Annotated in this window: 10 protein-coding genes; 4 read left to right on the top strand and 6 right to left on the bottom strand. The window is 44.2% G+C overall.

Annotation, left to right across the window (positions count from 1 at the left end; translation table 11 throughout):
- The first annotated feature begins 127 nt into the window (after positions 1-127).
- On the top strand, positions 128-790 hold the full coding sequence (locus GV030_RS07395; protein ID WP_370519059.1) for a hypothetical protein: 663 nt from the start codon (positions 128-130) through the stop codon (positions 788-790).
- Between the two features lie 64 nt (positions 791-854).
- Here the strand turns inward: GV030_RS07395 and trxA are convergent, their stop codons facing one another.
- From trxA to GV030_RS07375, 4 genes are all read right to left on the bottom strand, one after another.
- Positions 855-1,178, bottom strand: coding sequence for a thioredoxin (gene trxA, locus GV030_RS07390; RefSeq protein WP_159581329.1), 324 nt, complete (start codon positions 1,176-1,178; stop codon positions 855-857).
- A 115-nt stretch (positions 1,179-1,293) separates the two neighbouring features.
- On the bottom strand, positions 1,294-5,523 hold the full coding sequence (gene dnaE, locus GV030_RS07385; RefSeq protein WP_159581327.1) for a DNA polymerase III subunit alpha: 4,230 nt from the start codon (positions 5,521-5,523) through the stop codon (positions 1,294-1,296).
- Positions 5,524-5,719: 196 nt separating this feature from the next.
- Complete coding sequence (locus tag GV030_RS07380; RefSeq protein ID WP_159581325.1) at positions 5,720-6,412, bottom strand: hypothetical protein; 693 nt, start codon at positions 6,410-6,412, stop codon at positions 5,720-5,722.
- Positions 6,413-7,642 (bottom strand): M28 family peptidase, encoded by a 1,230-nt coding sequence (locus tag GV030_RS07375; RefSeq protein ID WP_255465204.1) that lies wholly within the window; start codon positions 7,640-7,642, stop codon positions 6,413-6,415.
- 46 nt (positions 7,643-7,688) lie between these two features.
- Here GV030_RS07375 and GV030_RS07370 point away from each other — a divergent pair, with 46 nt between their 5' ends.
- Entirely contained in the window at positions 7,689-8,777 is a 1,089-nt protein-coding gene (locus GV030_RS07370) for a PD40 domain-containing protein (protein ID WP_159581321.1), read from the top strand.
- Positions 8,778-8,878: 101 nt separating this feature from the next.
- Here the strand turns inward: GV030_RS07370 and GV030_RS07365 are convergent, their stop codons facing one another.
- Both GV030_RS07365 and GV030_RS07360 read right to left on the bottom strand, forming a co-directional pair.
- Positions 8,879-9,667: a hypothetical protein gene (locus GV030_RS07365; protein WP_159581319.1), complete on the bottom strand. Its 789-nt coding sequence runs from the start codon at positions 9,665-9,667 to the stop codon at positions 8,879-8,881.
- A gap of 64 nt (positions 9,668-9,731) precedes the next feature.
- On the bottom strand, positions 9,732-10,799 hold the full coding sequence (locus GV030_RS07360) for an AI-2E family transporter (protein ID WP_159581317.1): 1,068 nt from the start codon (positions 10,797-10,799) through the stop codon (positions 9,732-9,734).
- A gap of 304 nt (positions 10,800-11,103) precedes the next feature.
- Here GV030_RS07360 and GV030_RS07355 point away from each other — a divergent pair, with 304 nt between their 5' ends.
- Both GV030_RS07355 and GV030_RS07350 read left to right on the top strand, forming a co-directional pair.
- On the top strand, positions 11,104-11,778 hold the full coding sequence (locus tag GV030_RS07355) for a hypothetical protein (RefSeq protein ID WP_159581315.1): 675 nt from the start codon (positions 11,104-11,106) through the stop codon (positions 11,776-11,778).
- Positions 11,779-11,795: 17 nt separating this feature from the next.
- The gene (locus GV030_RS07350; RefSeq protein ID WP_159581313.1) at positions 11,796-19,628 is read left to right on the top strand and encodes a T9SS type A sorting domain-containing protein; all 7,833 of its coding nucleotides are present in this window, start codon (positions 11,796-11,798) and stop codon (positions 19,626-19,628) included.
- Positions 19,629-19,631 lie beyond the last annotated feature (3 nt).

Genomic DNA, 19,631 nt, shown 5'->3' with positions numbered 1-19,631 from the left:
TTGCGGGAGTTAGGTTTTTTCACCTCCTAAAAACCCGTATATGAGCCCTTTTCGAGCCAAAAAAAATACTGCTGCGTTTGTTCTTGTTTTTTCATGTGCCCTCACTTATTCTCAAAGCTCCCTTGAAATGGGAAACCGAATTTTGGGAGGAGGAATCTCTATCAACTTTTCAGAAACGGAAAGTAATAATCCTGAAAACGTGATAGGATCCTTCTATGGTGATGAATATTCAAATCAATCCAGCAACTTCTTCATTTCACCCTACTATGCCCGCTTTTTCAAGGATTATGTGATGGTGGGTATTGATATGGAGCTTGGATCAGCCAATCATAGTCAGCAAAGCCAATATTATAACCGAAATTATGAAAACAATAGCAGTAGCGTGAGCTTTGGTTTTGGAACCTTCCTGAAATATTATTTTCCTATCCATGGTGATTTTGGTGCCTATGTGCAGCCTGGAATGGGCTATTTGAGGACAATTCAGAAGAACTCTTACCATCATTATGATACCCTGGGAGGAGAATCCTATGCTAGGGGGAGGAATGAAATCCGGACCAATGCCATTCACATGGATATGAAGATGGGGCTGTATTATTTCATTTTTGATCAGCTCTCTATAGAGACCAATCTGGCTCAGGTGGTCATGAGTGCCAGTCAGGGAAAAAGGAGGGAAGAGGATCAGCAAAATGGAGAGATATCAGAGGGGGAAGAGCGAGGTAGTCGACTCAATCTGAGATGGGCCAACAAGATATCTTTTGACCAACTTTTCACTCTCAACTATTATTTTTGAAGGAATTGAGGACATAAAAAAACCGGCCCAGGCCGGTTTTTTGAAGCTTTTCTATAAAGTGGAATTAAGCCAGTTGCTTATCCAGCTTTTCGCTCAGTGCAGTTTTCGGAACCGCTCCGATTTGCTTGTCCACGATCTCACCGTTCTTGAATACCAAAAGGGTAGGGATAGAGCGAATGCCAAACTTTGCAGAAATCTCAGGGTTTGAGTCCACGTCTACTTTGCCAATCACAGCTTTGCCTTCATAGTCAGCAGCCAACTCTTCCACTACAGGGGCGATCATTTTACAAGGTCCGCACCATTCCGCCCAGAAATCCACAAGTACGGGTTTATCGGTATTGATTATTTCTTCGAAATTTTGATCAGTTAATTCTAATGGATGTGCCATTTTTATATCAGTTAATAATTATAATTCAAGTTGATAACGGCAAAGATATGCTTTTTGTTGATCCACTTTTTATTTAAGTATTCATTTGTTGTCTCTCGGACAATAGGGATAAAGATCAGCTGGTCAGCACCCGGTAGCTGATGTCTTCCAGCCTGTCCAGCTCCTTGATGAGGTCGTCATTGATGTCCACAGATATTTTCCTGCTCATCATCTCCAGATTGATCATTCGCTCCTCAAAAGCACCCATGATATTGAGCTTGAATACGTTGTTTCCGGGATATTTCTGGCCATAGCGCTCCAGCTCTCCGATGAGTGCCGGACTCACATCGGATAACCGCATTTGCAGTTCTATCCCTTTGGCCATGCGCTCACGAATATCGCTGAGTGGCTCCATGCTGGTGATTTTAAACTCCAGATCGGTGCCGCTCCATCTGTTTTGCACAATTCCCGTCATGTAGATGAACCAACCCTTCTCCAGGTATGCCTTGAAATCCAGGTAGCTGGGCGAGAATAGAAAAAACTCATGGCTGTCTGAGTAGCCAGTGATTTTGAAGCGCCCATAGGGCTTCCCTTTTTTGGTGGTGAGATGTGCCACTTCAGTGATCATACCCCCTAATTTGATCTCTTTACCCTGAAGCTTCTCCAGGTCCACCAGGTCGCTGAGTTTGGTGTTGGTGAAGTATTTCATCTCAAACTTGTACTGATCCAATGGGTGCCCCGAGATGTAGAGGCCCACCATTTCCTGCTCTATGTTGAGCTTTTCTATTTCTCCATAGGGCTCTATTTTGCCAATGCGCGGGCGCATCACTACATTGGACTCACTGCCTCCCCCAAACAGGGAAGCCTGCGCACTGTCCTCTTCCTGCTGAAGTTTATTGGCGTAGCGAATGGCCTTTTCGATCAGACTGGCCCCTTCTTCATCAGGCTCCACGTACTGTCGTCTATGAAACTCATCGAAACAGTCGAATCCTCCGGCTTTAGCCAGACTTTCGAATGATTTTTTATTCACAGCTCTGAGGTTTACCCTCGAGGCAAAATCAAACAGATCACTGAATGGGCCATTGGCATCTCGTTCTTCAATAATTGCCAGCACGGCAGATTCACCAGTACCTTTGATGGCTCCCAGTCCAAAGCGGATTTCGCCGGCGGCATTCACTTCAAAGTTGAGGCCTGACTCATTCACGTGAGGTCCCAACACTTTGATGCCCTGATTACGGCATTCTTCCATGAAGAAGCTCACTTTTTCAATGTTGCTTTGGTTATGCGTGAGCACAGAGGCCATGTATTCAGCCGGATAGTTGGCTTTGAGGTAACCGGTCTGATAAGCCACCACAGAGTAGCAGGTACTGTGTGATTTATTGAAGGCATAGGCTGCAAAGGCTTCCCAGTCTTTCCAGATTTTCTCCAGTTTGTCTTCTGGGTGTCCTTTTTCCTTGGCTTGCCCGATAAATTGGGGTTTCATCTTATCGAGCACCTGCTTTTGCTTCTTACCCATCGCCTTACGCAAAACGTCAGCTTCACCTTTGGTGAAGCCGGCCAGCTTTTGCGAGAGCAGCATTACTTGCTCCTGATAAACTGTGATTCCGTAGGTTTCAGCCAGGTATTCCTCCATGTCTGGCACATCATACTGAATCTTGGAGCGGCCATGTTTTCGGTCGATGAACTCCGGGATGTATTCCATAGGTCCCGGACGATATAGGGCGTTCATGGCAATAAGGTCTTCCAGTTTATCGGGTTTTAGCGCCCGCAGGTGCTTCTGCATGCCCGGAGATTCAAACTGGAATGTTCCGTTGGTTTCACCTTTTTGATAGAGTTCGTAGGTTTTAGGATCATCGAGTGGAATTTCATCTATATCGATGACTATGCCGTGCCGTTTTTTTACATTCTCTATTGCTGTTTTAATAATAGAAAGTGTTTTCAGACCCAAAAAGTCCATTTTCAGCATTCCGGCAGATTCTACCACGCTGTTGTCAAACTGTGTGACAAGAAGGCTAGAGTCCTTGGATTTGGCGAGCGGTACGAAATTGGTCATATCATCTGGTGTGATGATAATCCCGCAGGCATGTACCCCGGTGTTTCTGAGTGAACCTTCCAGAATTACCGCCTGGTTCAGCACCTGAGAGGGGAGGTCTTTGCCTCTCCGCATTCGCTCGAGCTCGGGTACCTCGCCCCAGATTTTGGAGAATTTGGCCCCTGGTTTTTCGGGTACCAGCTTGGCGATGGAGTCTGTTTCCGGCAGTGGTAGCTCCATGACTCGCCCTGCATCCCTTATGGCTGACTTTGGCGCCATGGTACCGTAGGTGATGATCTGAGCCACCTGGGTGAACCCGTATTTTTTCACCACATAGTCTATAACCTTTTCCCGTCCTTCATTGTCAAAGTCAATATCAATATCGGGAAGTGATACCCTGTCTGGATTCAGGAAACGCTCAAACAGGAGATCGTACGCAATGGGGTCTACATTGGTGATTCCTATACAGTAGGCCACCGCAGATCCTGCGGCAGAGCCTCTTCCGGGACCTACCGCCACGCCCATTTCGCGGGCCTTGCTGGTGAAATCCTGCACAATCAGGAAGTACCCGGGATAGCCCGTGTTTTCGATGGTGGCCAGCTCAAAATCCAGCCTTTCCTTGATCTCTTCGGTGATTTCTTTGTAGCGTTTTTTTGCGCCAATATAGGTGAGGTGCCTGAGGTAAGCATTTTCTCCACGTTTACCTCCATCAACCTCATCTTCAGGGTTTTTAAATTCCTCCGGGATATCAAAAGCTGGAAGGAGCACATCACGTTCCAGCTTGAACTCCTCTACTTTGCCGATGAGCTCCGCAATGTTCTCAATGGCCTCAGGCAGGTCAGTAAATGCAGCCTTCATTTCCTCCTGGCCCTTGAAGTAATACTTTGAGTTTTTTAGCCCGGGACGGAAACCCCTTCCACGGCCGATGGGCGTACTCTGCTTCTCATTTTCTTTGATACAAATAAGTACATCGTGGGCCTTAGAGTCCTCTTCATCAAGGTAGAAGAGTTCATTAGCCGCGATCATCTTTACATTGTACTTTCTGGCAAAACCGATGAGCACATCATTGAGGTGATTTTCCTCATCCAGTCCGTGTCGGTTGATTTCCAGATAGAAATCATCTCCGAACAGGTCCAGCCACCACTGTAAGGCTTCTTCTGCCTGGTGCTCACCTACGTTCAGGATCAGGTGGGGGATCTCGCCGTAGAGCCCGCCACTGGTAGCGATCACCCCTTCGCGGTATTTTTTGATCAGTTCTTTGTCCACCCTGGGGTAGAGTCCATAGAGCCCTTCTATGTAGGCATAGGAGCTTAGCTTAACCAGGTTTTCGTAGCCTTTTTTATTTTTGGCCATCAGCACCTGCTGAAAACGCCGATCGGGATTGTCTTTGGTGAACTGAAGCTTTAATCGCTCTTCGGCCACAAAAAACTCACACCCCACAATGGGTTTAACGCCCGCATTGAGTGCCGCTCTCACAAATTTGAAAGCTCCGAACATGTTGCCCAGGTCAGTAATGGCCACCGCCGGCATGTCAAAAGCTTTGGCTTTAGCCACGATAGACTCCACATTGGGGGTGGCCTGAAGCACAGAAAACTGAGAGTGAACATGCAGATGGCAAAAAGGGCCTTTAATGTCTTCTACAGCTACTTCTTCATTGCTGGCCCGTCCGGTACGTTTTTCGCGAGCCCAGGAAAAATTGGCTGCTTCCAGATCGGGAGCTTCATAAGTGATTTTGGAAGGGTCAGTATCATCAAATGTTTTGATGATTTTTCTTCGAAGGCATTCAAAAAATGCCCTGGCTGTGGCGTCCACATCGTAGGCCGCATCGTGTGCATCATCGAATGGTTTTCCGAATAATTTCGTATAAAGCTCTATCAGCTTCGGCTGCTTGAGCCTGCCGCCAATACCTCCCTGTAGCTGACAGAACTCCACTGTGTCAGTGGAAGTATCGATGTTGGGGTAGGCTTCCAGGAGGTTTTCCTGGTCTGTGCGCAAGTATTCTGCCCCAATGATTTTATTGTCAAACTCAATGTTATGTCCAACCAAAACCTTAGCGCGCTGAACGTCCGCAGAGAATTTGTCCAGTACACCCTTCAGGTCTTCTCCCACCTCAAGTGCGCGCTCGGTGGAGATACCGTGTACTTTTTGGGCATTGAAGGGAATGGTGAACCCTTCAGGTTTTACGACATGATTACCTTGAGAAACTAGATTTCCCTCTGCGTCGTGTAGCTGCCAGGCCAGTTGTACCAGTCTGGGCCAGTTGTCAAAATCGGTAAGAGGTGCCGTTTTGTTCCTGGGAAGACCAGTGGTTTCCGTATCAAAGATTAAGTACATGAAGTGTGGTGGTTTGCTTATTGCAACAAAAAACAAAATAAGAAAATCCCACGGCCAATTGGGTCATGTAGGTCGGGTATTTCTATGCTGTGGAAAACTTGTGGATATGTTCATTAGTTTTCAGTAGCGCGTGGAGCTTCCCTGAATGGGAATGGCCGTGGAGGCACATTAAGTAGGAAACTCAGAGGGGCGCGCTTCAGGGTTGCCCGAATGTCATTTTTACGATTGATTGAGTGGAAAAATCTACAGACTCGTAATCAAAGGTATAGGTTTCGGACCCCTGGAGAATGGTAAGTTGCTCGAAGATCACGGGGCTGTTTTTCTTGTTCCACTTTTCGAAATGTACCTGAATGATCTCTCCTTTTTTGTAGGGATTGACCTGCGAGATCCCCGCCATGAGACGTGACTTTTGATCAAAATATAAGCGAACCGGAAGCCCCAGATGGTCACTTGCGATTAATTGGTGGCACTTTTGGTCAAAAAAAGTAGTATCCTCAAGCAGTCGCATGTTAAAGTATCGACTCTCCGGCTGAAGCATTACCTCGTGAAACTCATGGGCCTTCAAAACAGCAATAATGGGTTTGGAAAGTGGGCCCTGTATGACCATGTTTTCATCCAGGCCATAGCCCTCATCTTTCGTCAAAATAAGGGCATAGAAGGGGTTTGGCTTATAGGTGTAATCCTGCTGGAAAAGGACATAATCGTCTGTGAAAGAGGAGGCGGTATAGGTGGTGTATTGACCCTCCGGCCCCATGCAGTTGGATAGAGTGGTCAGAGACCTGATATTGGAAGTTTCGCCCACAGTTTCCCTGTGACTATCAAGAATCTTTTGAGCCGGTTCGGAAGTCTGACAAGACCACAGAAGAAGCAAGGGGATAAATTTTCTCATTTAAAACTGAATGTCATACGCCAGTTTTTCGCCATTTCTATTCACAATTACTTCTGTGGCGTCTCCAGCTTTGAATGAGGACAAGGCTCGCATGTAGCTCATCATATCGATCACGGTGCTATCACCCAGCTGGATGACCACATCACCTTTCTCCAGGCCAGCTTTTTGAGCTGGTTTGTCCTCACTGATACCATCAATGCGCATCCCTTTTCCATCATATAAATAATCCGGCACCACCCCTAGCGATACAGTGAAACGCGGACCCTGGCTGGATTCATCTTTGGTTTTCTGGAAAGTGAGTTTAGGTTGGGTATCGAGATAAGTGATGATATTGGTGATGTGAGTAGCGATGCGGACTATCCCTTCATAGTTGATGAGCTCGGCATCATCTGTGGGTTTATGATAATCTTCATGCTGACCAGTGAAGAAATGGAGTACAGGTATATCCTGAAGATAAAACGAAGTGTGATCTGAGGGGCCTATACCAGATGCCTTTTTGATCACCTTCAAATTAACTGTATTGGTGGTGTCAATGACTTGTGACCACTGAGGAGCTGTGCCTGTGCCGTGTATAGCCATTCCCTTGGCTGAATCAAGTCTGCCCACCATATCCATATTGATCATAAAATCAACTGTGCTAAGGTCAATCGTTGGGTTTTTTACAAAAAAGTTTGAGCCCCATAGTCCTTTTTCTTCTCCTGAAAAAGCAATGAAAAGGACATCAGTTTGGATGTTTTTGCTTTGTAACATTTCCGCAATGAGAAACATGGCGGTGATCCCACTTGCATTATCGTCAGCACCATTATGTATGGCTGAGTCTCCCCGGTGAAGAGACGAAAAGCCACCATAACCCAGGTGATCAAAGTGAGCTCCTATGATGACTACCTCATCTCCAGGGTTATCCATCAGTCCGATGACATTTTTTCCTGAAGTTCCTGCGGTGGAGTCCTCAGCCGAAAGCAAGGGTTTTTCATGAGGATTTTGTGATTCTTTCACAAAAAAGGGTTGATTCCATCCCGCAGTACCGGCAGGCTGAAGCCCCAGTTCCTCAAATCGTTTGGAAATGTATGCTGCGGCTAATGCTTCGCCTTCAGTACCCACTTCACGTCCGGTCAGAGAGTCACTGGCAAGAATGGACAGATCACGACGGGCCTGACTGAGATAGTCTGGAGATGACTGAGTACAGCTGTATAGTACAAGGGAAACGAAAATGAAAAGAGGTGTCCGCATGATCATGAAGATATGTATTAGTTTCGCGTGGACTAAGATAAACCCGATGAAACACTTAATTTATATACTTGGAATTGTTTTCGTAGCATCATGCCAAACCACCCCTAATGATACTACTTCTGAAGGTATGGAATCAGATACTTTGAAATATGAGCAAGAGATTCATCTAAAAAATGTGAAGCAGCTCACCTGGGGAGGAAATAATGCCGAAGCCTACTGGTCTTTCGGTGGTGATCAACTGATTTTTCAATCTGATTTTGAAGCGTGGGGTGTGGCCTGCGATCAGATCTTCAAATTGGATATATCCAAAGCGGAGGCAGGGTATCGACCCCCTATGATTAGTACGGGTCTGGGAAGGACTACCTGCGCCTATTTTCTTCCGGGAGACACCACCATCGTGTATGGTTCCACCCATTTAGGAGATTCACTTTGCCCTGAAAGTCCGATGCGGTCGGCCAGTGGTAAATATGTGTGGCCAATCTATGCCGACTATGATATTTTCACGGCAGATTTGAATGGAAATATTCTGAAACAGCTGACTCATACAGCTGGATACGACGCTGAGGCCACGGTTTCTCCGAAAGGAGATAGAATAGTCTTTACCTCTATGCGCTCTGGAGATTTGGAGCTCTATACCATGGATATGAGCGGTGAAAATGTGATTCAGATCACAGATGAGCTGGGCTATGATGGAGGCGCCTTTTTCTCACCTGATGGAGAAAAGTTGATTTTCAGAGCCTCCAGGCCAAAAACTGAGGAGGAAATAGCCACATACAAGGGACTTTTGGCAGAAGGACTAGTGCAGCCTACTGAAATGGAGCTTTTTGTATGCAATGCAGATGGAAGTGACCTAAAGCAAATCACCAAGCTGGGAAATGCCAACTGGGCACCATTTTTTCACCCCTTCGGCGAGAAGGTGATTTTTTCTTCTAACCACGAAGCAGAACGTGGGTTTCCATTCAACTTGTACATGATCAATCTGGATGGTACAGGGTTGGAGCGAGTTACTTTTGATTCGGTTTTTGATTCATTCGCCATGTTTAGCCCTGATGGGAAGTATCTGGTGTGGGCTTCCAATCGATTCAATGGGGGAAACAGAGATACCAACCTCTTTATGGCCGAGTGGGTGGACTGACAATGTACTAAATAACTCTGATTGTGTGGAGTTTTTAAAATAATGCAATAAAAAATCCCAATGGAATGCCCATTGGGATTTTTATTAGGCCTGGGTTGAACTTACTCCAAAGTGACCGTTCTTTCTACACTATTGAAGGGGCCGGGTATGAGGTTTCCGTCTTTGTCCAGGAGTTCCAGTTTTACATTGACTTTTCCTTTGCCCAATCCCTCTATATAATAAGGAGCCCATTCGGTAATGTAATTTTCTTCTCCGTTGATCGTGGCTCTCACCTTGTTGCCCTCAGGAGAGATCTCCGTATTGAACAGGAAGAAATCCAGCATCAACTTTTCTGTATCAGCTCCGCTATAGGTTCCCTTGGGACGGCTATAGAAAAGGTGCTGTGCCGTCTCATCAAAAGCTCCCATGGTTTCGGGTGTGCCCACGGTAATCTCTTTGAGCACATAAGCCATTCCATTTTTCACAGACTCGTGATATGATCTCGAAAGGAATGCAAGCACAACATGATTCCCTTCAGGGATATTTTTAGTGAAAGCCGACTCGTAGTGGGCAGAGTAGGGGTCATTATTCAGGATGAAATGAATATGTTGCCCTTTTCCTGAGTTCGCAATTCCTCGAGTCTCAGCATCAGGGGTTTGAACGGCCAGCTCGTAGTTGGTGACCTCAAATTCGAAAGCCACATCTCCGGTGTCCAGATTGTCGGTGGAGGAAACCAAAGCGAGCCCGGCATCCGGGTAGTCAAATGAAGCAGGAGCCTTAGTAAGTGTATATTTCTTTACCGGAGCAGATACCGTACCTTCAGAGGTTTCTGATTTTTTAGAAGGTCCGCAAGAATAAAATACAATTACGGATAGAAAAATGGTGAACGTTTGTAAACTCAATCTTTTCATAGTTGATTTCTTTTTATTATTGGTAACATCAAAGGTATCGATAAGTTCGCGGAAACCTCGATGATTAGTCTTCCTCCAGTGCATTGAGCTCACCCTTTTCAGAGAGCATTACCGCTATAAACCTGAGACTCGGGATTTCCTCGAAGACCACTATCATCATTACTGTAATGGGGACACTCAGGATCATACCCATTACACCCCAAATAGCACCCCAGATGGTGAGTGATAGAATGACAACCAGTGAACTGATATTCAACGAATTACCCATGACTTTTGGTTCTATCACATTACCCACTATAACCTGTATCGCTCCAACAGACAGCAGGATGTAAACAAATGGAGCCAGTTCGCCGAATTGTAGAATGGCGAAGCAAGCCGGGAACAGTGTAGCGATCAGTGAACCAATGGTGGGAATATAATTGAGTACAAAAATCAGCAGAGCCCAGAAAATCGGGGCATCTATGCCAAAAGCAATGAGTGCGAAATAACTAAGGAGTCCGGTAAGCAAACTCACCAGAGTCTTGAGTGTGAGGTATCGACTGATGTTATGATCCATTTTATTAAATAACCTGACGGTCTTGCGCTGTTGCTTCTCCGAAGGATACAGTCGTTTGAGTTTTTCCGGAAATATGCTTTCCTCTATCAATAAGAAAAGTACATAAAGTAAGATGAGGAATGCATCCCCCAGTAAAACAGTGATATAATCAGCGAGGCTGGAGGCCAGCTCTGTCAGATCCAGTTTTTCCAGGTAATTATATAGATGAGAGGTCACATCCATGCCGGCGAGGGCATTTACTTCCATCAGGCTCTTGTCCAGGTTGGATTCATACAGCTCCAAAGAGCTCATCAGGTTGGACATACTATACATCAGGAGCTCAATAATGATAAGAATGACGACATTGATCACCATAAAAGCAATCGCACTTTGGAGCCACATCGGACAATTTCTTTTCATCCAGGGTATTTGCTGGATGTTCTCCCGAAGTTCGTGAATAATAAACCACACAATGAGTGCGATGATGAAAGGAACAATGTAATCCTCCGAGTAAATGAGGATGATCACAGTGCTAACAAGGATTAATAAAAAGTAGGCTGTTTTGGAGAGATCGAAGGATTTGTGGTCAGCGGTCATGGATTTAATCGTTAGGTAAGGTTGATTTAGGGGGCAAAGATAAGGGTTGATCGAAAATATGGATTTAACAAAAAGATAACATAGATCAAGCAAAATATATTGAAAATAAGGGGGTTTGACGTTTATTCAGTAGAGCATACATAAATTAATTGTAATAAAGAGGTCACTTTTTTTAATTTTTATTAATCGAAAAATCAGCAATTACCCGAAAGTAGGTATAGACAAGTCGTTTTATTTTTCTTAAGTTTACTCTGGTTTAACTAAAATAACCGCTGAAATTTTTATTCACCTAACCAATATGTTTATGAAAAAACTACTAATGGTTTTAACGGCAATTCTCATTTCCGGGAGTTTCCTCTATGCTCAGGATGATCCAGATGAATCATCGGCAGGGGGCACTTTCGATCCTGGGGATTTGCTCATCGAAATCACGGGAACACCTTTTTCGGGTAGCTCTCTTCTTGATTTTGGATCTTTCCGGGCACGATATGCAGTGACAGATGTCATTGTTCCCCGGTTGGGATTCGGAATGACCGTGAACACAACTCAATCAACCCCCGACGTGGTGACTAACCTCAATGAGTTTGAGGTAAGGCCAGGTTGTGAGTATCATTTGAGAGTGGATGGTTCATTCAGATCCTATGCAGCACTGGATGTGATTCTTGGAGGTCGTGTGGCCAGCCGTGAGTCTACTACCGGTTCATCTGTGAGTGGAAGTACTCAGATTCCTTCAGGCACCAATTATGGCTTTAGTGATACTTATAGAGGTCATTTCAGGTATGGTGTGGCTGTAGGAGCAGGTGCTGAGTATCATTTGTCTTCTAAATTCTATATCGGTGCTGAAATTGGCTTCCAATTTTACAACGATAAGAAAAACGAAGTTTCAGTGGATGGCGAGGTATATCAGGGAACTGTTACCAATAGCCATGCGAGTGTGAATACACAAAACACGATCAGAATAGGATTTAAATTATTCTAATTAAAATCACCGTAAACATGAAAAAAACATTAACGAAATTATTTAGGCAGAATCTAAAGGCATTGATGCTGGTCATGATGACGAGCTTTTTTGCATTTAGTGCCACGGGGCAATACATTCAAGATGCCCCTGACCCAGGTGTAACACACTATGTGGGTCAAGATACGACTGTCAACGTGGACGCTTCTGGATATAATGGCGGCGATACCACTCTATGGTTGGTGTACGACTGGGATGGTACCTTGGAGGAAAATTATGTTCTGGGTAGCGTGGTGACCGGATCTACAAAGTCTGACATTGACATTGACTTTGCGTGGCCGGAGACTGGCAACGTGGAGTTAACCGTTGTTATAACTGTAGGTTCAACCTTCGAAGATGACTTGGAAACACTCTATGCTTCAAATTACACCTATACAGGAGGAGCCGTAGATGGAGGTCTTTCATTTTATCGTGCGGGAGCCAGGTCTTATACCAGCACTGCTGTGGATCTGGATACTGATGAGCCAGTGTACATGTCAGTTTATCTGGATGTGTCAGGTGTAAGTGAAGACAATTATGTTAGAGTGAGGTATTCTACTAACGGTGGAGCTGCTTATTCTACATTATTAGATGATAATGATTCGTCCAACTTCTACGGAGGTAGCGGATGGGTTGATTTCACACTCCCTGAAGCAGCTAAAGCTGCTGCTACAATCATTAAAATAAGCCAGGTAGGATCTGATACCCTGGGTACCAACGAACAGAGTTGGGAAATGTATTTTGATGATGGAAACGTTGCCGAATTTAACATTGGTGACGCCTATAATGATATAGACGGAGAGACAGGGAGCATATATTTTATCAGCCCGTATTCTCTGGAGATAGATGATTTGTTGGATGAGGATGATGTTAGCGTCTTAAATGGCGATGTATATCCTGGAGATGAGTTGGTGCTTTCAGCTACACTCTACGGCGGAACAGTGTCTGATTATAATTATGCATTGGTTATTGAGGGTGTGGTGATAAGTGAAACACCTTCTGATACAGATGATGGTCTTGGATTGGTGGAATTCACCTTCGATGCTCCTGTAGATATGGAATATGATGAAAATCTATGGTTTGAGATTATTCCGTATGCTTTAGCAGATGCTTCTTACAATGCAGGTTTTGAATTTGATGCGGATTTCGTATCAGAGTTGGATGAAGAAGACCCAGACAATGAGGAGACTCTTATTGTAGGAGGTGAAGATGATGGTAGTGATGCCTCTTTTTATGAGGCTGGTGAACGATCAGCAACTACGCAAGCCTTAAATCTTTCTGGTCTTCTTGATCCTGAAATGAGTTTCGAACTGGCCAGGTTAAATGACGAGCCAAGCCCCGCTGGAACCGATATCATATTTGAATACAGTACAGATGATGGAGCTACCTATACTGAGCTTGCCGCTTTTGTTCTGAACGATCTTCCTTATGAAGATGATGATACTGAGTCTTTCTATTTTTATGGCACAGATGATGAAGAGGCTGATTTTGATTTCCCTTCAGCAGTCTTGGTAGATGGAGTAATCTTCAGGTTCAGACAGGAATCTAATATTGGAGCTGATGAAGATACCTGGTACCTATCTAATTTTGATATTGATGCAGGTGACAACAGGGCCGATGATGTTGAATATGATGAAGCCTACTTCAGCTTGTATGCTCCTGAAATTAGCCTCAGTCCGTTGAATATTTCTGAAACGGTTCCTTATCCAATGACCGAGCTTACATTGGATTGGACAATTGATGCGGGTGAATTCCCAGCTAATACAGGAGCGAAACTATACCTGGATGGAGACGCTGCTGGTGGCTATGACATCTTGGTAGGAGAAGTAGCTGATGTGACACTTGGCACCATGGATTTCACTGTACCACCTCTTGAAGCGGGTGACTATGAAATGTACCTAATGGTGAACGGTGTGGATTACGGAACGGTTTACCTACCTATCTACGACCTTGGAATTTCTATCACAGGTATTAGCTACGATCCTTCAGTATCTATCGGAGGAGAGGAGTATGCCGTCATTGGCTCTGCTATTACGGTTGAGTACGATATATCTGGCGAGCCAGGCGAAGATGCCGAATTGACCATTGCGGTTTGGGATTACGATGAGGAAGAGTATGTTACCATTGGGATGTCATCTGACTTCACAGGATCCATTACAGCAACTCTGCCAACTGATATTAATTTGGATGATGACGGTGAGAGTAATCCTTATGTACAGATCGGTGTGACGGCAGGTATTTTCAGCCTGGGTTTTGACGAGACAGTATATGATGTGTACACTCAGGGTAGTTACCTGAGTAACATATATGACAATGATGGGAACAACGTTTTTGATAGTTGGAGTGGAACGTTAAATTGGTACAATGCTGATGATTTTGTTGGCAGTGGTGAGAGATATGCGGTTTCTTCAATACTAGACACTTATCGAGGTGGGGAGTCTGGACTTCAAGGTGGAGAAATTACTGTTACGCTACGATCATTGCCATCATACAATGGGTCATTCACGGTCAGTCTGGAAGTTTCTACGGATGGTGAAGAATGGGAATGGGTAGATGATGTCACTTTTAGTGGAGGCAACCAAAATATGGACTTAGAATACCTGATAGAGGAGGAGTACTTCTCTGAGACATTTCAGTATCGGGTGATTTACGATTATTGTTGTTACGGCTCATATTCATATGGTTCGAAAATATACAATGTAGAATTTGTTCGTCCTGAGTATATGGAAGTAATTGGTGATGAGTCTGAGTTTAATTTCAGACGACCATTACTGACGGTTGCAGATTTGGAAGACAAGTATATCCAAATAGGAGAAGAAGTGACGATCAATTACAACGCACAATTCTTCCCTGAGGATGTGGAGTTTGCATTGAAGTTCCAGGCACAAGGTAATTACATTGTACTTGCTACAAGTGATACGCATGGTGCTGGTAGCTTTACAGTGAATATCCCATACGACCTTGAAGAGACATTAGATCCTCCACATGTGGAGTGGGACAATTATTCCTTCAAGGTAGACGCGTTCATACCGGAAACTCCCGGTGGTGCCTATTCTGACGGAAGCTATATTGAGTTAGAAGATGAGGAAGACTTTATCGCTGTAGAAGGTACAAGCGATACTGATCCATACTTCGAATTTGATGAAAGCGGTGAGCGTTATGTGACCACAAGAGCCATTGACCTGACTGTTGCTTCAAATCCTACCCTGGAATTCTATTGGAATAATTCGTTCTCAACGAGCTCTACTAAGAGCCTCGTACCTAGACTGGAGGCTTCTACAGATGGTGGAGCAACATTCGTGGCTGTGCGTGTCAACGAAGTAGCTGAAGACGAAGAGGAAATGTTAGACTCTAGCCTTCTTTACTACAGTGGATCATACTATATCGAAATACCAGAGGCTTTGATCACTGACGCTACACATTTCCGATGGAGACAGCCTTTGAATTTGGGTGCTGATGAGAATGTTTGGGAATTCGGAGATATCGAAGTGACTTTTGATGATGAGAACAAGTACACTGGTTATGATAAGGACAATAAAATCGAGGACATAGAAATCTATTTCCCTGACCTGGATGGTTACTCATTTGATCAGGCAGATCCCGATGTAGCGATCTTCAATGGTTCTACATTCGAATTCGCCTTTGGTCCTTACCTGGATAAAACTGAGGAGGAAATTGAGGAAGAAGAACTGACATGGGACGAATTCCCTGAAGGTACTCAGTTTAACTTCTACATTGACGTATTTGATCCCACGACTGATGACGATCTGATGATCGCATCATTTACCGCAGGCACCACATCAGGTGAAGTTGAAATCCCATACTATGTTACTAATGGTAATTACGATGTGTACGTGGATGTATACTATGAGGTAGGTAACGAAGCAGAGACTATACTTTGGTTTGAAGAGAATACCTGGATAGGAGATTTTGATGTCTTCAACAGAGCTATTCAGCTTCAATCTGATGCAGATCAGGGAACCATTCTGTATGCTGGTAGCACAGTTACTTTCTCTATAGAGGTAGAGAACGAGACTTCTGCTTTGGATGCGACCGATCTTTACGCCAATCTAATTTGGGACGGTTGGTTACTTACTTCACAGCAGGGATTTGACGATATCACCATGGATCTTCCTTCCTTTATTAGTGGAAATCAGGAATTTGAAATTTTGGTTTCAGAGGGTGGTCCACTTGGTGAAAACCTCACTGAGCTTGAGGAAAATGAGCTCGGAAGTTTGAATGAAGATGTGAGTAACTTCATCAATGTGGCCTATGCCATAGTGGATGATGGAGAGTTCTACAGTGATTACGAAGATGAGTATGACGTGATCGAATTGATAGATGCTCCAAATCGTAAGCTTACCACAAGGGATTTTGAAGCTGGCGAGTTGGAGAATACTTCCTTACTAATCATCGATACTTATTTTGACGTGGATGGGGATGATCTTTTCGAAAGTCAGTACATGATCTTTGAATACTCTATAGATGGCGGCGCTACTTACACGTCACTGGACACTTTGAAGGATTATGTGGAGGATGACCTCAAGTACACAGTGACTGATGAGATGAAGTCTAACGATGTGAGATTCAGATGGAGACAAACTGAAAACGAAGGAATGTTCATTATCTATGACATTAGCTTCACTTATGCAGAATCTCTTCCTTTTGATTATACGGGCGTTTACCTGAATGTCAAAAAGCAAGCAGTTATTATCACATCAATTGATCAGGAAGCATCGGGATCATGTTTTGCTTCAGATATCACGATCAATTATGAAATCCGAGGAAGATTCGGAGCTGATAACCTGTTGAAAGTTTATTACGACAATGGTGATGACGATGATGATCTGGAGGGTTATGAGTTTCCTGCAACCGAAGGTTCTGGAAGCGTTACTGTTCAGGTTGCTGCTGGTTTGATCGATGATGATCAATTTGATGGAGATGCTGAAGACAATACGGATTTCAAATTCAAATTGTATGCAGATGATGATACTTACGAAGACATTGATGAGGACTTTGAAGTTTGGAGTGTTTACTCTGATGTCGTGGAAGTTGTAGCACCTATAGAGAAGGGAACTTCCGCTGGAATGTATAGCGGTGGTGATGTTTCTGAGTGTGATCCTGAGGCATTTGTTTATCTGTACGACCCTCAAATGTATTTCTTATATGAAGTGTTGAATGCAGACACCGTATTTGCTTCATTGGAGTATGACGATGAGTCAAGTTCTACGATTGAACTGGGTGATTTGACAGAGGCTGTTGATTTGACACTGAGAGTAACTTCCAGATCTTCTGCTGGTATTGTTTGTAATGTTCATACGTTCAACAGTTCAATAGAAATTGAGATTACTCCTAATGATGTCTTATTGAGAGATCGCTACACCACATCGGGAACGATTGAAGTTACCGAAGGTGAGTCCAAAACCATTTGTTCTGGAGATGATGAAACCGTGGTTTTAAGCCTGGCTAACTACGACGCTGATGATAGTGAAGTAGAATGGTTCAGAGATAACTTTGACAATCCCGTAGAGGCTGATGGTGACGATTTCGACAACTTTGAAGTATCCGGCGCTTATTTTGCCAGAATCACGGAAGGTGAATGTTCTTATGTAACTGTAGCTATGAATGTGACTGTGCTTGAAAAAGCTGAGACACCTGAGATCACAGTAGTAAGCAACGATATCAGTTGTGGTGACGGTACAGCCGTACTTTCAGCACCTGAAGGCTTTGCACACTATCTATGGAGCAACGGTGAGATCACGCAGTCCATTACGGTAGATGAAGCGGATTCTTACAGTGTAAGAGTATCCAATTATCCTATCGTGTCTACTTCTGATGCTTATGGATGTGCTAGTTCCTCTTCAGAAAGTGTTGTGATTGAGAACAACAATTTCGAGCAGGTTTATTTGAGTACTTTCTATTATAATGAGTACTCGAGTAGTTCCTATGCTGATAATTATATTGAGGACGGTGAAACTCTGACGAATTGTGGAGATGATGTGATCTACGTCTTTGTTGAAGATGATAATAATTATTATGGAGGTCAGATATCTGGAATATTGACCCTTTACAAAGATGGCGCAGTATATGACGTCAAAAATGGAGATGTTGCGGGTACCAATGGTTATACTAACAACAATTTCGAGATTACTGAGAGCGGTGAGTATTATGTGGAGTGGAGTGGAGTTGAAGTAGAGAATGCTTGTACTTCAGTGTCTGAGACCTTCACTATGACGATCAACGAAGCAGTAGAAGAAAGACCGGTAATTACTGCGTCTGGAGACATCAGCTTCTGCGAAGGTGGATCTGTTACATTATCAGCACCTGCTGGTTATCCTTTCTACAGATGGTACAATAGTGGTACTGTAGTAGGTAATGGTGAAACGCTGGAAGTTGCCGATGATGGTTCGTACCGTGTAAGAGTATCCAATGTAGCATTCGGTAACGGATGTGGCAGCGATTACTCTGAGTACACCTATGTGACTGTTTACGAAGAGCAGGATCTGATGATCGGATATGCCAATACAACTAGCTCTAGTTATCAGTACGAAGAGGGTGATGTAGTTGAAGTTTGTTCTTCTGATAACTTTACCCTGTGGGTGAATAATGAGGTGACTTCAGGAGCTACTTACACCTGGTACAGAGATGGGGTTGCCATTCCAAATGCCAACTCTACTTCGAGAAAGGTGACTGCTTCGGGTACTTTCTATGCTGAAGTGACTTATGGGGTGGATGACATTGATCTCGCTGCTCCTTGTGTGTACACTACACCTTCGGTAGTAGTGAACTTCAATCAGAAGCCTGCTGCGGTGAGAATAGCAGAGCCTACGAATGTTGACTTCTGCGCAGGTGAGATTAACCTTACCCTTACAGCAGATGCTGGTGCAGCTTTCTACAACTGGTATCACAACGGATCTCAGATGTTTGATGAGCCTAGTACTTCTAATACATTGTTGATCAATGATGGTGGTACTTACTCTGTAACAGTTGAAACTGGTGATATTGGATGTGAAAGTGCTCGTTCGAACATCATCACGATAGATGAGCGTGCCAAGGCCAATCCAAACATCTATGTTTACACTGATGGATCTGATTGTGCGACTGGAGATGTTACTGTTTATCTGACCAATACTAGTTCATCTACTGTTTATCAACTGATCAACAGAGAGACTGGTGCAGAGATCGGATCTCCTGTTGTAGGTAGCTCCGGCACTAGTGTATACACCACGCTTTCAGGATTGACTGAACCTGTAGCTTTGCTGGTTGAGGCGAGTTACACAGATGGTTCCGGTTGTTCGGATATATCTTCTTCTGTTAGAGGAACAGCCACTCCTAATGCGGTGATTCTTGAACTTGATGGAACGGAGATTACTGCTGAGGTGTCTAGCACAGGTGGTTACGAAGTGTCTTGGTATCGCAATGGTACTTTGATGAGGAATGCTACTGGCAACACCATTAACGTAGTGGATGCGGCCACATATTCTGTGGAAGTGACATTTGACGATGGTTGTACGATTACTTCCAGTACGGTTGATGTTGGCGCAGGTGCACCTGCTGCAGGACGTTCTGCCAGCAATGGTCGAATTGTAGCGAATACCTTCCCTAATCCTTCTGCTGACTTTGTGAATGTGGAAGTACCAGGCGAGCATTTTGGAGTATATCAGGTTCAGATTATGACCCTTTCTGGTCAGGTAGTGATCTCAGGTGAGTTCACTAAGGATCAGGAGAGTTATGTTGAGCGAATCGATATCTCTGATCTTGAGAATGGTATTTACAACATGATGGTTGTGAAGGGAAAACAAGTTGAAAACATTCGAATCGTTAAAAAATAAGAA

The sequence above is a fragment of the Marinoscillum sp. 108 genome (genome assembly GCF_902506655.1).
In the GTDB taxonomy this organism is placed as follows: Bacteria; Bacteroidota; Bacteroidia; order Cytophagales; family Cyclobacteriaceae; genus Marinoscillum; species Marinoscillum luteum.
The sequence above is the reverse complement of the archived record's forward strand: the minus strand, read 5'-3'. Positions and strand labels throughout refer to the sequence as shown.

Excerpts from the sequence above, each read along its gene's own strand:
- GV030_RS07395 (WP_370519059.1), top strand. The coding sequence starts at position 128 with ATGGGAAACCGAATTTTGGGAGGAGGAATCTCTATCAACTTTTCAGAA.
- trxA (WP_159581329.1), bottom strand. The coding sequence starts at position 1,178 with ATGGCACATCCATTAGAATTAACTGATCAAAATTTCGAAGAAATAATC.
- dnaE (WP_159581327.1), bottom strand. The coding sequence starts at position 5,523 with ATGTACTTAATCTTTGATACGGAAACCACTGGTCTTCCCAGGAACAAA.
- GV030_RS07380 (WP_159581325.1), bottom strand. The coding sequence starts at position 6,412 with ATGAGAAAATTTATCCCCTTGCTTCTTCTGTGGTCTTGTCAGACTTCC.
- GV030_RS07375 (WP_255465204.1), bottom strand. The coding sequence starts at position 7,642 with ATGCGGACACCTCTTTTCATTTTCGTTTCCCTTGTACTATACAGCTGT.
- GV030_RS07370 (WP_159581321.1), top strand. The coding sequence starts at position 7,689 with ATGAAACACTTAATTTATATACTTGGAATTGTTTTCGTAGCATCATGC.
- GV030_RS07365 (WP_159581319.1), bottom strand. The coding sequence starts at position 9,667 with ATGAAAAGATTGAGTTTACAAACGTTCACCATTTTTCTATCCGTAATT.
- GV030_RS07360 (WP_159581317.1), bottom strand. The coding sequence starts at position 10,799 with ATGACCGCTGACCACAAATCCTTCGATCTCTCCAAAACAGCCTACTTT.
- GV030_RS07355 (WP_159581315.1), top strand. The coding sequence starts at position 11,104 with ATGAAAAAACTACTAATGGTTTTAACGGCAATTCTCATTTCCGGGAGT.
- GV030_RS07350 (WP_159581313.1), top strand. The coding sequence starts at position 11,796 with ATGAAAAAAACATTAACGAAATTATTTAGGCAGAATCTAAAGGCATTG.